The organism is Mesorhizobium sp. M8A.F.Ca.ET.021.01.1.1 (assembly GCF_003998025.1).
GTDB lineage: Bacteria > Pseudomonadota > Alphaproteobacteria > Rhizobiales > Rhizobiaceae > Mesorhizobium.
Genome location: NZ_RZSJ01000099.1, coordinates 1 through 13,895 on the forward strand (window position 1 = coordinate 1; position 13,895 = coordinate 13,895).

Below are 13,895 nucleotides of genomic sequence, written 5' to 3' on the forward strand. Positions count from 1 at the left end.
GTCCGTATAGGATTTGCCGTCCGACGGGCGACGCATCCCGATCACGCCCCCGGCCGGGATCAGTTCCCCGCCGATGAAATGGCCGACGGGGAGGGGAATTGTATCGGGATCGAAGCTCAGGCTCATCGACAACCACTCTGCGGCACCGGCTGGAGCCTAGCGCGTGGCGCCACGCAGCATGCGCTGTTCGGCGTTCCGCCACCGACGAATGTTGCGTGCCAGGCACGAGGGACGGCAAAATCTTCCGCGCGACGACGTGCCTCGCTATCCGACGGTCACGTAGATCTTGCGCACCGTTTCGATGGTCCTCCAGACACCGGTGAAGCCGGGCTTCATGACGAAGCTGTCGCCGGCGCGGTAGGTCACCCTCTCGCCGGCGTCCGGTATGATCTCGATCACGCCGGAGAGAATGTGGCAGAACTCGAAAGTCTCGCCCTTGATCGAGCGCGTCTCACCCGGCGTCGCCTCCCAGACGCCGGTATGGACGAGATCGTCCTTGGCGACATCCTGCGCCCAGGTCTTGAAGGCTGGGTCGCCGGCAATCAGCCGCTCTGGCAGCGACCTGGATTCGCGCGGCGAAAAGGCTGGGTTGGTATCGACGGTCTTGAGCAGGGACAAGGGATGGCCTTTCTGGTTGGATTTCAATAGCCGCGCGACCGGTCGACAAGCCCAATCGGCTCAAGGCCGGCACGGTGGCGCCGGATGTTGTCGATGACGGCGCGTGCCGCGGTCACGGGCTGGGTGACGCTGGCGACATGCGGGGTGAGGATGATCTTCGGATGCGACCAGAGCGGATGGTCCGGGGGCAGGGGTTCGGGATCGGTCACATCGATCATCGCCGCCGAGAGCTGGCCGCTGTCGAGCGCGGCGACCAGCGCTTGATGGTCGAGCTGCGGCCCCCGGCCCGTATGAACGAGGGCCGCGCCTTGCGGTAGCTTTGCGAACAGACCGGCATTGAGAAATCCGCGCGTGTCTTCGGTCAGCGGCAGCAGGCAGATCAATATGTCGCTGGCCGCCAGCATCGCCTCCAGCCCAACCTCGCCGTGGTGGCAGGTCACGCCGTCGATCTGGCGCGGCGAACGGCTCCAGCCGGCGAGCGGGAAGCCGAACGGTTTTAGCCGTTCGAGAACCGCCTGGCCGAGTTGGCCGAGGCCGAGCACGCCGATCCGGCGCGACCCGGCCTGGATCTGCGGAATGTCCAGCCATTCGCCGGCCCGCTGCTGCGCCAGATAGGCGGGCAGGTTGCGGTGCAAGGCGAGCACGGCCAGCGTCACATATTCCTGCATCATGCGCACGATGCCTTCTTCGACCATGCGCACGATCTTCACCGTCGCGGGCACCGCATCAAAGCGGAACTGGTCGACGCCCGCGCCAATCGAAAACAGGATTTCCAGGTTATTGTAGCGGGCGAGATTATCCGGCACGGTCCAGGTGATGAGGTAGCGCACGGCGTTGGGATCGACCGTTGCGGCATCCGTGGCGAAGGCAACGTCCGGCAAGTCCTGGGTAAACGCATCTGCAAATATTGCAGCGCGTCGCGCATCGGAATTGAACAGGAATGTCATCCAGGCTTCCCTTCAACCCGCGCAACGCGCAGCCAGCGCTTCGATCATGCGCTGGCAGGCGGTGAGTTCGCCGGCGAGAATATATTCGTCCGGCTTGTGGGCGCGGCCGATATCGCCGGGACCGCAGATGATCGCATCCAGGCCGGCGGCCTGGTAGAGCCCGGCCTCGGTGCCATAGCTGACGGCGGCAAGCGGTGCCTCGCCCGTCAACTCACCCAGCAGCGCCGCCAGTGCTGCGTCCTGCGGCAGCGACAGCGCTGGATAGGCGCTCATCGGCGTCCACTCGACCAGATACCCCTTGGCGGCAAGCGCCTCGGCCCGCGCTTTGACCGGCGCGAGCAGGCTCGCCGGATCGACGCCCGGTATGGCGCGCGCCTCCAGGTCCAGCGTCGAGCTGTCGGGGATGATGTTGACCTGATGTCCGCCAGCGATCACGCCGGCCTGCAGCGAAGAATAGGCTGGCTCGAAGGTTGGATCGAACGGGCCATGTGTAAGCCGTTCGGCCTCGCTGACGGCCGCGTTCAGTGCCTCGGACATCGCATGGATGGCGTTGAGCCCGAGATCGGGCCGGGAGGAATGACCGGAACGCCCCTTGATGGTGATACGGGCGGCCGCCTTGCCCTTGTGGCCGCGCACGGCGCGCATGCCGCTCGGCTCGCCGACGATGACGCCGAGCGGCTTGGCGCAGAATTCGGGAAGGCGGGCGATGAGGTGCGGCACGCCGCGGCAGCCGATCTCCTCATCGTAAGAGAACGCGAAATGGATCGGCCTGGCGAGGCGCAGCCGCGACAGAGCAGGCACCGCTGCCAACGTAGCGGCAAGGAACCCCTTCATATCGCTGGTGCCGCGTCCGTAGAGCCGCTCGCCGTCGCGGCGCAACGCGAAAGGGGACGAACTCCACTGCGGCTCGCCGGCGGGGACAACGTCCATATGGCCCGAGAGGATATACCCGGGGACGTCGGCAGGACCGATCGTCGCGAAGAGATTGGAGCGGTCGCCTTCCGGCCCCGGAAGCAGGGTGACCGTCGCTCCCTGTTCCGACAGGTAGGACTCGATCCAGCTGGCAATGTCGCCGTTCGGCTTGCCGGCCACGGATGGAAAGGCGATGAGACGGCCGATTATGTCGAAGACGTCCATTCCAGACCTCAAAATATTCTGGGTTTGGGCATTTGGCACTCCGGTTCGTCGGGCCGATACGCTCAACAATGTGCGCGTTCCTTCGCGATTGCGTGCCGAAAGCGGAAGTGTTTCAGTTGAATCTTGCGTTGGCGCGTGGCTTTCGAACAGATCATATCGGTCCGATTGTTTAGCGTCGGCGGGGCAGGAGTGGCCGTTGTGGACCTCTCCATAGCGGCAATGGTTTCAGAGGCATGGAATTGAAGCCGTCCGAAAGCTTGAAAATCGATGCCTTCTCGATGCGCGTCAGCGGCATCGAAGACGTCGACCTGGACCGGTTGCACGCGCTCTCGCTGTCGGTGAATTGGCCGCACCGGGCCGAGGACTGGCAATTCCTGCGCGACGTGGGTGAGGGTTTCGTGGTGCTCGACGAGATAGGGCGCGTTCTCGGCTCGGCCATGTGGTTCAGACATGGCGCCGATTTCGCGACCGTCGGCATGGTCATTACCTCGCCGCGCCTGCAGACGCTGGGCGCGGCGCAATGGCTGATGAAACGGATATTCGACGAGGTCACCGGGCGTGATCTGCGGCTTAATGCAACCCGGGCCGCAAAGCGGCTCTATCTCTCGCTCGACTTCCAGCCGGAAAAGACCGTCTATCAATGCCAAGGCATAGCCCGCGCGCCAACGATGGCCGGATCCGGGACGCGGGGCGACATCCGGACTCTGGACGCGAAAGATATCCACGCCGTCATCGCGCTCGACGCGGCGGGATTTGGTGTGAGGCGTGAGGCGCTCATCGAAAAGCTTTTCGCGCACTCGGTCGGCTATGGCCTTTTCAAGGGCGACACGCTCAGTGCTTTCGCGCTCTGCCGGCCGTTCGGGCGAGGCCATGTCGTGGGACCTGTCGTGGCGGAGAGCGACGCCGACGCTGTGGCGATCGTCCAACCGCATGTGGCCGGCCATTCCGGGTCTTTCCTCAGAGTCGATACCCATATGAAAGACGGCGAATTCGCCGCCTTTCTAGCGCACAGCGGAATGCCGGTCTATGACACCGTGCTGACCATGTCGATCGGCAAACGCCTCGCCGATTTTTCGGTCGGCGGTGCAGCCACACCGATGACATTTGCCCTCGCCAGTCAAACTCTCGGATAAGGTCAGCCGAGGACGCGGGCCGTCGCCGCTGCCCCAGCCTTGGGCGACGGCACTTTTCGAGACACAGGATTTAGGGAGGCTGGTCTCTTGTCGTTGAGGATATCCTTTTAAAATCAATACTTTAGGGCTCTGACGGCTTGCGCGCAGGGCTTCGAAGCTCAAAACAAGAAAAAACCCAGTTAGATCAGTGGCCTGGCTGGACTAGGACAGTCGAGCAGGCATCATCCCACTTTCGCAGCTCGCACAGGGAATCATTCCTTCGACTTTTAGGCGGTCACGCAACCATACGGAACGATGCGGGAAGATTTCGGATTTTGTCCCACGAAAGCCCAATAAATCAACGGTTTTCGTACCTCCTCCGCGCCCACCAGCGATGTTGCTCTATGGCGTCGGGCTCCGGCCGCACCAAGGGCAAAAAGTTGCCTCGAAGTGCTACATATTGTGATACAAATTTCCGATAAAGAAGCTAAAAAGATAAATAAAAACATTATCTTGGTGTTGGAATAGATCTAAGCCAACCGGGCCACCAGATGAGCTTCTCGCTGCTGGCCGATCCTCAATCTTTAAGGGATTGTCCTGACGTGAAGAATGCTCAAGCTGGGCTAGCTTCGGGGCGACCATCAGTGACCGCTACTAGGCCGAAGGTCGCGCCCTAATTCAACCCTTAGATCGTGTGAATCGCTCGCGTACTGCCGCGAGGCGTTTGTCCTTCGTCCGAAGATCCTGCATAGCGCCGTCCAGGTAATCGTATAGCGGACGCAATGCCTCACCTTGGTCGCCTTGGGCGACGATTTCGGCAACGCGGTCGAGAGCCCGTCCGATGCGCTCCGAAGTGATCGGACGACGAGTAGTCGAATACGGTCTCATGATAACGTCCTTCTAAAAGGCACTAGTTCAGCATCTACTTTAGGCGGATTTGCATCATGGGAGAAAGGATGACGTCTTCGAAGGGGGAACGATGCTATTCGGTGCCCCGAGGGCCTCTGAACGCGCTGTGACCTTCGCCGCCATCACACCTGTTCTTATCCGGCCGTGCCCGTAGTCCAGCGCGAGCCGCGGTTTACGTCCCCACTTTTTTGCTTCAATGACGTAAGGCAAGACCGGTGTCGGCTCGTAGTTGCGCCCAAGGCATACCGATGCGATTCTGCCTGCGACGCGTTATCGACGCTTACGCGAGGCCAATGTGATGCTCCTGGCTGTCCACCATGTCGCAATCATCTGCAGCGACTATGAGACGTCCAAGCAGTTCTACACGAGCAAGCTTGGTTTCGTCATTCTCGCCGAAAAGTGGCGCCCCGAAAGGCGGTCTTGGAAGTGCGACTTGCGTCATGGCCTCGTCCAGATCGAATTGTTCAGTTTCCCGGATCCGCCGAGTCGGCCCAGCAGGCCCGAGGCCTGCGGATTAAGACATATTGCCTTCGTGGTCGCGTCGGTCGAGGCAACTGCCGAGCTGCTTCGGTCGCGAGACGTTGACGTGGAGCCAATCCGAACAGACCCCTACACTGGGCGCTTGTTTACCTTCATCGCCGATCCGGACGGACTCCCGATCGAACTTTACGAGGCCAGCGCCGTGTGAGCTGAACGAACGCGCCTTCGGCGACTGCATAGACCTTCGGGCGCTCCGCTGGCCAGGCAGCCTCGTTCCGATGCAGAAATGTGCCTGGCTTCCTGCTGCGTTCAGCCTCGAGGGACCGCGCGATGGCGAGGTGCTTGTCGAGATCAAGGCGACCGGCATCTGCCACACCGACGAATTCACGCTCTCGGGCGCCGATCCCGAAGGCATCTTTCCGGCCATTCTCGGCCATGAAGGCGCCGGCGTGGTGGTCGATGTCGGCAAGGGCGTCACCTCCGTCAAGAAGGGCGACCATGTCATCCCGCTCTACACGCCCGAATGCCGGCAGTGCCCGTCCTGCCTGTCGCGCAAGACCAATCTGTGCACCGCCATCCGCGCCACCCAGGGGCAAGGCCTGATGCCGGACGGCTCGTCGCGCTTCTCGATCGGCAAGGACAAGATCTTCCACTATATGGGCTGCTCGACCTTCTCCAACTTCACCGTGCTGCCCGAGATCGCGCTCGCCAAGGTCAATCCCGACGCTCCTTTCGACAAGATCTGCTACATCGGCTGTGGCGTCACCACCGGCATCGGCGCGGTCATCAACACCGCCAAGGTCGAGCAAGGTGCCACCGCAGTGGTCTTCGGCCTCGGCGGCATCGGCCTCAACGTCATCCAGGGCCTGAAGCTTGCCGGCGCCGACATGATCATCGGCGTCGACCTGAACAACGACAAGAAGGCCTGGGGCGAGCGCTTCGGCATGACGCATTTCGTCAATCCGAAGGAGATCGACGGCGACATCGTCCCTCACCTCGTCAACATGACCAAGCGCGGCGCCGACCAGATCGGTGGCGCCGACTACACCTTCGACTGCACCGGCAACACCAAGGTGATGCGCCAGGCGCTGGAGGCTTCGCATCGCGGCTGGGGCAAATCGGTCGTCATCGGCGTCGCCGGCGCTGGCCAGGAGATTTCGACAAGACCGTTCCAGCTGGTCACCGGCCGCAGCTGGATGGGCACCGCCTTCGGCGGCGCGCGTGGCCGCACCGACGTGCCCAAGATCGTCGACTGGTACATGGACGGCAAGATCCAGATCGATCCGATGATCACCCATACGCTGAAGCTCGAGGACATCAACAGGGGTTTCGACCTCATGCATGAGGGCAAGTCGATCAGGAGCGTGGTGGTTTATTGAAGGAGGTTCGAATTCGCTTCGTCGACCCTGAGAAGTCGACGATCCATCGAATACGGAACTTTGGTGAGGATCTTTGGCGCAGCTTTCGGGAAGAAAAGCGCGTCACGATCAATCTGGAGGAGATCGATCGGGCGCATGATCAGGTCGCTTACCTCGTGCATGGACATTTTCTAAGGAGGAGTCTCACCGAAGTACATCGCCTGCTGAAGCTGCACTTCATGGAAAATGAGGTCGTCATCGAGACATAGTCGAGATGACAAACAGGGAGGAATGAAATGCCTGAGAAACTGCATCCGAAAATCGACAATGGCCTGCCAAGGGAAAGCGCGAGCTTTGCCGGCGGCACGCTGGTCTGCGCCTGCACCAGCAAGCCGGTCAAGGTAAAGGTCAAGGGACAGATCGCCCACAACCATGCCTGCGGCTGCACCAAATGCTGGAAGCCTGACGGCGCGATATTCTCCGTGGTTGCGGTGGCCGGCACGGGCGACGTCACGGTCACCGAGAATGGTGACAAGCTCAAAGTGGTCGACCCCTCTGCGCTGATCCAGCGCCATGCCTGCACCGGCTGCGGCGTCCACATGCATGGGCCGGTCGAGCGCGACCATCCATTCAAGGGCCTGTCCTTCATCCATCCCGAGCGCTTCGAGGAGGATGGCTGGTCGCCACCGGGCTTCACCGCCTTCGTCTCGTCGATCATCGAATCGGGCGTCGACCCCAAGCGTATGGACGGCATCCGGGCCCGGCTGAAGACAATCGGGCTGGAGCCTTATGACTGCCTCAATCCGGGCCTGATGGATTACATCGCCACCTGGACGGCGAAGAAGTCCGGCGCGCTGCCCGCCTGACAACTGTGACAATTCAGGTATGGGGCCGGATGCGTTTCCGGCCCCTGCTTGTTTCTGGAGAGACAATGCCCGCACCAGCCATCTACGTCGACGCCGATGCCTGCCCGGTCAAGGCCGAGGTCGAAAAGGTCGCCGGACGCCATGGCGTCATCGTCACTTACGTTTCCAATGGCGGGCTGCGTCCCTCCCGCGACCCCATGATCCGCAATGTCGTGGTGTCCAAGGGCGCCGACGCCGCCGACGACTGGATCGTCGAGAACGCGAAGCCTAACGACATCGTGGTGACGGCGGACATTCCGCTTGCTGCCCGCACGGTGGCGCTCGGCGCGCATGTGCTGGGACCGACCGGGCGGCCCTTCACACCGGAAACGATCGGCATGGCGGTAGCGATGCGGGACCTCAAGCAGCATCTGCGCGAAACCGGCGAAAGCAAGGGCTACAATGCCTCCTTCGCGCCGCAGGACCGCTCGCGCTTCCTCGGCGAACTCGACCGTATCTTGCGGCGCGCGCTGAAATCCGCCACACCGGACTAGCAACAAAGCGCCATCCAGGTGGAGACCGCCATGGCCGCCGAAACCCCGATCGAGAAACCCATGCAGCGCCACATGCTGTTTGCGGTATCGGCGTGTCTCGGTGCGTTTGCGCTGCTTGTGGCGTTGCTGCTGCACGCCCCGCTCGCCTATTCGATCGGCGCCAACGCATTTTTTGCCGCTTACGTCGTTCTTGTCGTCAGCCAGATGCCCAAACTCACCGGCAAGTATCTCAGCAAGAATGCACGCGCCACCGATCAGCCGGTGCTGGTCATCTTCGCGGTGACGCTCGTTGTCGTCGGCTTTGCCGTTGTCTCCTTGTTCCTGCTGATCAATCGGAAAGATGGGGATCACCCGATCCAACTCGGCTTCGCGCTGCTGTCGATCCCGCTCGGCTGGTTCACCATCCATGCCATGGCGGCGCTCCACTATGCCCATGTCTACTGGATGGACGGCGATGCGGTCGACGCCGAGACCAACAAGAAAATCCCGGTCGGCGGTCTGCTGTTCCCGGGCGACAAACGCCCCGAGGGCTGGGATTTCCTCTATTTCTCGACCGTCATCGGCATGACGGCACAGACCGCCGACACAAACATTTCCACGACGCACATGCGTTGTGTCGTGCTTGTCCACTCGGTCCTGTCGTTCTTCTTCAACACCGTCATCGTGGCCGCGGCCGTCAATCTCGCCGTCAGCCTGGGCGGTCCGTAATAAATCCGTGATCGGATGAAACATCGGTTTGGATCGCGACGTATCAGGAGGACAATGAACACGTAGGCCAAGCCGCAAGGCCGGGAGACCAGACAAGATGGAATCGGTTGCCAGAAGCCAATCCGAAATTGGACCGGGTGTCCCCGCTTCAAAAGAGAAAACATTGATCTACCGGCAGTCGCGATGGACGCGGCTGACACACTGGCTCTGGGCCATCTCATTGTTTTTCATGCTGCTATCCGGCCTGCAGATTTTCAATGCCCGGCCGCAGCTCTACATCGGCAAGCAATCCGGCTTCGGCTACAGCAACACCATTTTCGCCATAGGCGCCGAAAACACCAATGCCGGTCCGCGCGGTTACACCGAAATCTTCGGGCACCGCTTCGACACGACAGGCGTCCTCGGTTGGTCGGGTCCTGCCGGTAACGAGACGGCGCGCGGTTTCCCATCCTGGGCGACGATCCCCTCCTACTATGACCTCGGCACCGCCCGTGTGATCCATTTCTTCTTTGCCTGGATCCTGACTGCGACTTTGCTGGTCTGGCTGGTCGCCGGCCTGATCAACGGCCACATCCGCCGCGATCTGGCGCCGCGCCTGGATGACCTCAAACGCTTGCCACAGGACATCGCCAATCACGCCAGGCTCAAATTCCACCACACGCGCGAATACAACACATTGCAGAAAATGGCCTATGGCGGCGTGCTGTTCGTGCTCTTGCCTCTGATGATTATCACGGGCCTCGCCATGTCGCCGAGCATGGATTCGGTGCTGCCCTTCCTCAACGATCTGCTCGGCGGGCGGCAGACGGCACGCACTATTCATTTCACCGTCATGGCTCTGCTGGTTGCCTTCTTCATCATTCACATCCTGATGATTCTGGCCTCCGGCCCGATCAATGAGCTGCGTTCGATCATCACCGGCTGGTACCGCACCGATCCTCCCGCGCATGACGACAACACATCCGAGAGGAGTGCCTGACATGGCAAAATTCGAGATCAGCCGCCGGAAATTCCTCACCGCCGCCAGCCTTGGCGCTTCCGGCATCATGCTGTCGGGTTGCGACGCCTTCGACAGCCAGCTCAGCATCGGCAGCGGCCTGCGCGGTTTCCTCGAAAACGCCAATGGCCTGACCCACAGGGCACAACGGTTGCTGGGCGGTGGCAGTTCGCTGGCGCCGGAATTCACTGAAGCCGATATTCGTCAGCCAATGCGGCCGAACGGCGTCACCGCGCCGGATGACGACGCATACAAGGCCCTGCTCGCCAACAACTTCGCCGATTGGCGCCTAGAGGTTTCAGGCCTCGTCGAAAAGCCGCTGTCGCTCACCCGCGAGCAGCTCATGAACATGCCGAGCCGCACCCAGATCACGCGCCATGACTGCGTCGAGGGCTGGAGCTGCATCGCCAAATGGACCGGCACGCCGCTGTCGCTGCTGCTCGACCAGGCGGTGGTCAAGCCGCAGGCGCGCTATGTCATGTTCCACTGCCTCGACACGATCGACCGCAGCCTGTCGGGCGACATCAAATATTACGGGACGATCGACCTGATCGATGCCCGCCATCCCCAGACCATCCTTGCCTATGGCCTGAACAGCAAGCCGCTGCCGGTAGAGAACGGCGCGCCGCTGCGCGTCCGTGTCGAGCGCCAGCTCGGCTACAAGATGCCGAAATATCTCTACAAGATCGAACTGGTCGACGGCTTCGCCAATATTGGCGGCGGCCGCGGCGGCTATTGGGAGGACAACGGCTACGACTGGTACGGCGGGATTTGATGGCCGCCCGCATAGAGGCCGAGCACGATCTGTCGCCCATCGAGTTGAGTTCGCTCGAGGAGCGTCTCCATCGCGACAACCGGCGTATGACGGACCGCGACGACGACCGGGAACTGGCCTTTGTCATCCGTGATGATGCGGGACACGCGATCGGAGTAGCCGCCGGCTATTCCTGGGCGGGCACGTGCGAGCTCACATTGATGTGGATTGACGAGGCTTACCGAGGCCGCGGCTACGCAAGGCAATTGCTCGACGCTTTTGTCGCCGAGGCCGCCGATCGCGGCGTCAAGACGATCTGGGTCTCCAGCCACGACTTCCAGGCACCAGGCCTGTATGAAAAGGCCGGCTTCGAGCGCATGGCCGAACTGGCGGAATGGCCCGAAGGCCATTCCAACATCATCCTGTGTAAAACGGTCGCGGCGGCCGGCGCTGCTTAGGCCACCTTGTCGAGCAACGGCTTCAGTGCCGGATGGATTTCCGGCGAGGCATGCTTGATCAAGGTCAGCAGTGCACGCTCATTCTCGTACAGAGGCCGGTTCACCCCGATATGTCCGACCAGCCAGCCGGCTTCACCGGCATCGATCGTCTCGGCACGGCGGGCCAGCGCCTCGGCGGCCCTGTTCTTCGCCTCCCATTCGGTCTCTATGTCATCCGGCGACCGATAGGCCTCGATGATGCCGGCGAGGCCACCGGAGACCATGCGGCTGAAGAAACCGCCGAATTCCGGGCCCGCGTGATCGAGGAAGGTTTCGTGGCGCAGCGCCACCTCGCGGGTGGGCGCTTCGTAACCGGCCGAGCACATGACGAAATTGGCGATAGCCTTGACGAACAGATCGTTCCAGGACGGATCGTTGTTGGCCTGGGCTGTCCGCTCGTTGATCCTGAAAAGCACCTCGGCCTCGGCCCGGGTGATGGCGATGTTGCCGTCGCCGCCATGGGCATGGAGGATACGGCGCAGAAGCTCGACTTCCGCTTTGGCGATCAATCCAGGCACCAGCGCACCGCCCAGCATCAGCGGTCCCTTGCCGTCGACGACGGCATTGGCGACCTGCTCCAGCGCGTAGACACAAAGCCGGCCCGGCGAGGATTTCGCCTCTTCCAGGACGTGAACGAGCAATTGGAGTTCGGTCCGGCTGTCGACCATGCCGTCGCGCGAAATCGTGCGGACCAGCCAATCGGCATTTTCCTGCGAAATATAGCCAGAGGGCTTTTCCTGGTGGACGATGTAGTCGGTGACCGCCTCGACGAAGAACGGTGCCCATTCCGCGCATTTGTCTCGCGCCGTCTGGTCGAGCGCGAACAAGGCCTCGGCTTCGCCGCGGCTCACCACGCCGTCGGCGAACACGTCGCGGCGCAGCATCACGACATCCTCCGCAGCAATCCGGTTCTTCGACGTCAGCCCCGCCACCGGAGCGCTCATGATCAATTCGCCCATCTGTCGTCCCCGTCCGCCCAACGCGTCACATCTGCCTGCTATATCAGGAGTGTCTTGAAAAACCGCCAAATGGCGTGGTTAGCGAAGACTTGTGAGATCAATGTCGACCAAAAGTGTGCAGCGGTTTTGGGAGAACGACATGCATCAACAAAGATCTAAAGCGCGGGACGCGCTTAGATGTCGCTGGGAGGTGACAAGGTGTCGCCGACGGGCTATGGATGGCGCGTCGAGGGCTCAGGGTTTGAGTCCTACCTGTTTGCGGGAGAGAGCAGCGAGAGCTGCCGCCGAAGGGGAAATCGCCCGAAATCTCTCAGGCAAAAGAACCGTAGACGGGAAAGACACTCTGGAAAGTCGGGGCTTGCCCCCGCGCCGAAGGTGTAAGCGCCGCTGACAGAGTTCCGGCTGCGCGAGTCTCTCAGGCTTCAGACAGAGGGGCACGGACTGGTCGCCATCAGCGACCGATTGCGTGCGACTCTGGAGACGACATGACGGGCGACGACAAACACCTTCCCCTCGAAGACATCCATACAGCCGCCGGTGCGCGCTTCGGCGCCTTTGCCGGCTGGTCGATGCCGTTGACCTATCCGGCCGGCGTCATGAAGGAGCATCTTCACACCCGCGAACATGTGGGGCTGTTCGACATCTCGCATATGAAGCTGTTCGAGGTCGGCGGGCCGGAAGCGGCTGCGCTGTTGAGCCGCGCTTGCCCGCTGGACGCCGGCACGCTCGAGATTTCGCAGTCCAAACTGACGTTCTTCCTGAATGAGGCAGGCGGCATTCTCGACGATCTGATCGTCACCCGACTTGGCGACGACCGCTTCATGGTCGTCGCCAATGCCGGCAACGCCATCGCCGATGAAAAGCATCTGCGCGCGCTGGCGGCTGATTTCGATGTGCAGGTCGAGCCGCTCGACCGTGTGTTCCTGGCCATCCAGGGCCCTGAAGCCTGGGCCGCCCTTTCCCGCGCAGGCATCGAGACCGGCTCGCTGCTGTTCATGCACGGCGTCGAGCCACGGAAAAACTGGTTCATGAGCCGGTCGGGCTATACCGGCGAGGACGGTTTCGAGATCGGCCTGCCGGAGGCGGACGCACGGGACCTGGTCGCCAAACTGCTCGAGGACGAGCGCGTGCTCTGGATCGGCCTTGCCGCGCGCGACAGCCTTCGGCTCGAAGCCGGCCTCTGCCTGCACGGCCAGGACATCACACCGGAGACCGACCCGGCCGCGGCGGCGCTGATGTGGGCAATCCCAAGGGATACCAGGGCTTCCGGCGCCTTTATCGGTGCCGACGCCTTGCGCGCCGCCGTGGAGCGGGGCCCGGCGCAAAAGCGCGTTGGGTTGAAGCCCGAAGGCCGCCAGCCGGTACGCGCGGGCGCGGCGCTATTCGACGCCGACGGCAACCCGGTCGGCCATGTCACCTCGGGCGGCTTCGGCCCGTCCGCCGGCCATCCCGTGGCCATGGGCTATGTCACCACATCGTTGGCAAAGACGGGAACGCGAGTTTTCGCCGATGTGCGCGGCACGAAGATCCCAGTCGAAATCAGTTCCCTGCCCTTCACCCCTCATCGCTACCGCAAAGGATGAATTCCATGGCAACAACCTATTTCACATCAGACCACGAATGGCTCCGCGTCGAAGGCGGCACCGCTACCGTCGGCATCACCGATTATGCGCAGGAGCAGCTCGGCGACCTCGTCTTCGTGGAACTGCCGGAAACGGGAAAGAAGCTCGCCAAGGGCGATACCGCCGTCGTGGTCGAATCCGTCAAGGCGGCCTCCGACGTCTACGCGCCGGTCGACGGTGAAGTCACCGAGGCCAACGGCACGCTGTCTTCCGACCCATCACTGGTCAATTCGGCGGCGACCGGCGCCGGCTGGCTATGGAAGATGAAGCTCGCCGACGAAAGCCAGCTCGCCAGCCTCATGGATGAGGCCGCCTACAAAGCCCATATCGCCTGACATCAGGAACTTGTTGACATGACCGCTGCCCCCTACCCGTTCTCGGCTCGCCACATCGGACCC

16 protein-coding genes and 1 riboswitch are annotated in these 13,895 nt (G+C 62.1%); of the genes, 12 read left to right on the forward strand and 4 right to left on the reverse strand.

The annotated features are described in order from the left end of the window. Positions 1–264: 264 nt before the first annotated feature. From EOA36_RS10835 to argE, 3 genes are read right to left on the reverse strand one after another with little or no spacing between them, the layout of a single operon-like run. The gene (locus EOA36_RS10835; RefSeq protein WP_127277636.1) at positions 265–618 is read right to left on the reverse strand and encodes a cupin domain-containing protein; all 354 of its coding nucleotides are present in this window, start codon (positions 616–618) and stop codon (positions 265–267) included. 23 nt (positions 619–641) lie between these two features. Then, complete coding sequence (locus EOA36_RS10840; RefSeq protein WP_127277638.1) at positions 642–1,565, reverse strand: glyoxylate/hydroxypyruvate reductase A; 924 nt, start codon at positions 1,563–1,565, stop codon at positions 642–644. A gap of 12 nt (positions 1,566–1,577) precedes the next feature. Beyond that, positions 1,578–2,702, reverse strand: coding sequence for an acetylornithine deacetylase (gene argE, locus EOA36_RS10845; protein ID WP_127277640.1), 1,125 nt, complete (start codon positions 2,700–2,702; stop codon positions 1,578–1,580). A gap of 233 nt (positions 2,703–2,935) precedes the next feature. On the opposite strand from argE, the gene EOA36_RS10850 reads away from it, so the two are divergent. From EOA36_RS10850 to EOA36_RS10895, 10 genes are all read left to right on the forward strand, one after another. Further along, positions 2,936–3,835: a GNAT family N-acetyltransferase gene (locus EOA36_RS10850; protein WP_127277642.1), complete on the forward strand. Its 900-nt coding sequence runs from the start codon at positions 2,936–2,938 to the stop codon at positions 3,833–3,835. Between the two features lie 1,186 nt (positions 3,836–5,021). Then, positions 5,022–5,411, forward strand: a complete 390-nt coding sequence (locus EOA36_RS10855; RefSeq protein WP_127277644.1) for a VOC family protein — start codon at positions 5,022–5,024, stop codon at positions 5,409–5,411. 70 nt (positions 5,412–5,481) lie between these two features. Then, positions 5,482–6,582: an S-(hydroxymethyl)glutathione dehydrogenase/class III alcohol dehydrogenase gene (locus EOA36_RS10860; RefSeq protein WP_348629807.1), complete on the forward strand. Its 1,101-nt coding sequence runs from the start codon at positions 5,482–5,484 to the stop codon at positions 6,580–6,582. Further along, complete coding sequence (locus EOA36_RS10865) at positions 6,579–6,830, forward strand: hypothetical protein (protein ID WP_127277647.1); 252 nt, start codon at positions 6,579–6,581, stop codon at positions 6,828–6,830. Before EOA36_RS10860 ends, EOA36_RS10865 begins: the two co-directional genes overlap by 4 nt. Positions 6,831–6,857: 27 nt before the next feature. After that, entirely contained in the window at positions 6,858–7,427 is a 570-nt protein-coding gene (gene gfa / locus EOA36_RS10870) for an S-(hydroxymethyl)glutathione synthase (protein ID WP_127277649.1), read from the forward strand. Positions 7,428–7,492: 65 nt separating this feature from the next. Then, positions 7,493–7,960, forward strand: coding sequence for a YaiI/YqxD family protein (locus EOA36_RS10875; protein ID WP_127277651.1), 468 nt, complete (start codon positions 7,493–7,495; stop codon positions 7,958–7,960). Between the two features lie 30 nt (positions 7,961–7,990). Then, positions 7,991–8,668: a DUF1345 domain-containing protein gene (locus EOA36_RS10880; RefSeq protein WP_127277653.1), complete on the forward strand. Its 678-nt coding sequence runs from the start codon at positions 7,991–7,993 to the stop codon at positions 8,666–8,668. Positions 8,669–8,765: 97 nt separating this feature from the next. Beyond that, entirely contained in the window at positions 8,766–9,647 is an 882-nt protein-coding gene (locus EOA36_RS10885; protein WP_127277655.1) for a cytochrome b/b6 domain-containing protein, read from the forward strand. 1 nt (position 9,648) lies between these two features. Then, complete coding sequence (locus EOA36_RS10890; protein WP_127277657.1) at positions 9,649–10,440, forward strand: molybdopterin-binding protein; 792 nt, start codon at positions 9,649–9,651, stop codon at positions 10,438–10,440. After that, positions 10,440–10,877 carry a GNAT family N-acetyltransferase gene (locus tag EOA36_RS10895; protein WP_127277659.1) on the forward strand — a complete coding sequence of 146 codons (438 nt, stop codon included), beginning with the start codon at positions 10,440–10,442 and terminating at the stop codon, positions 10,875–10,877. The genes EOA36_RS10890 and EOA36_RS10895 overlap by 1 nt, the downstream gene beginning before the upstream one ends. On the opposite strand, the gene EOA36_RS10900 is transcribed toward EOA36_RS10895, so the two are convergent. Next, positions 10,874–11,875 carry a hypothetical protein gene (locus EOA36_RS10900; protein WP_127277660.1) on the reverse strand — a complete coding sequence of 334 codons (1,002 nt, stop codon included), beginning with the start codon at positions 11,873–11,875 and terminating at the stop codon, positions 10,874–10,876. The genes EOA36_RS10895 and EOA36_RS10900 overlap by 4 nt on opposite strands. A gap of 249 nt (positions 11,876–12,124) precedes the next feature. Further along, positions 12,125–12,211, forward strand: a riboswitch (glycine riboswitch). A 149-nt stretch (positions 12,212–12,360) separates the two neighbouring features. Here EOA36_RS10900 and gcvT point away from each other — a divergent pair. Next, positions 12,361–13,458: a glycine cleavage system aminomethyltransferase GcvT gene (gene gcvT, locus EOA36_RS10905; protein ID WP_127277661.1), complete on the forward strand. Its 1,098-nt coding sequence runs from the start codon at positions 12,361–12,363 to the stop codon at positions 13,456–13,458. A 5-nt stretch (positions 13,459–13,463) separates the two neighbouring features. Next, complete coding sequence (gene gcvH, locus EOA36_RS10910; RefSeq protein ID WP_127277662.1) at positions 13,464–13,832, forward strand: glycine cleavage system protein GcvH; 369 nt, start codon at positions 13,464–13,466, stop codon at positions 13,830–13,832. Positions 13,833–13,895: the final 63 nt, after the last annotated feature.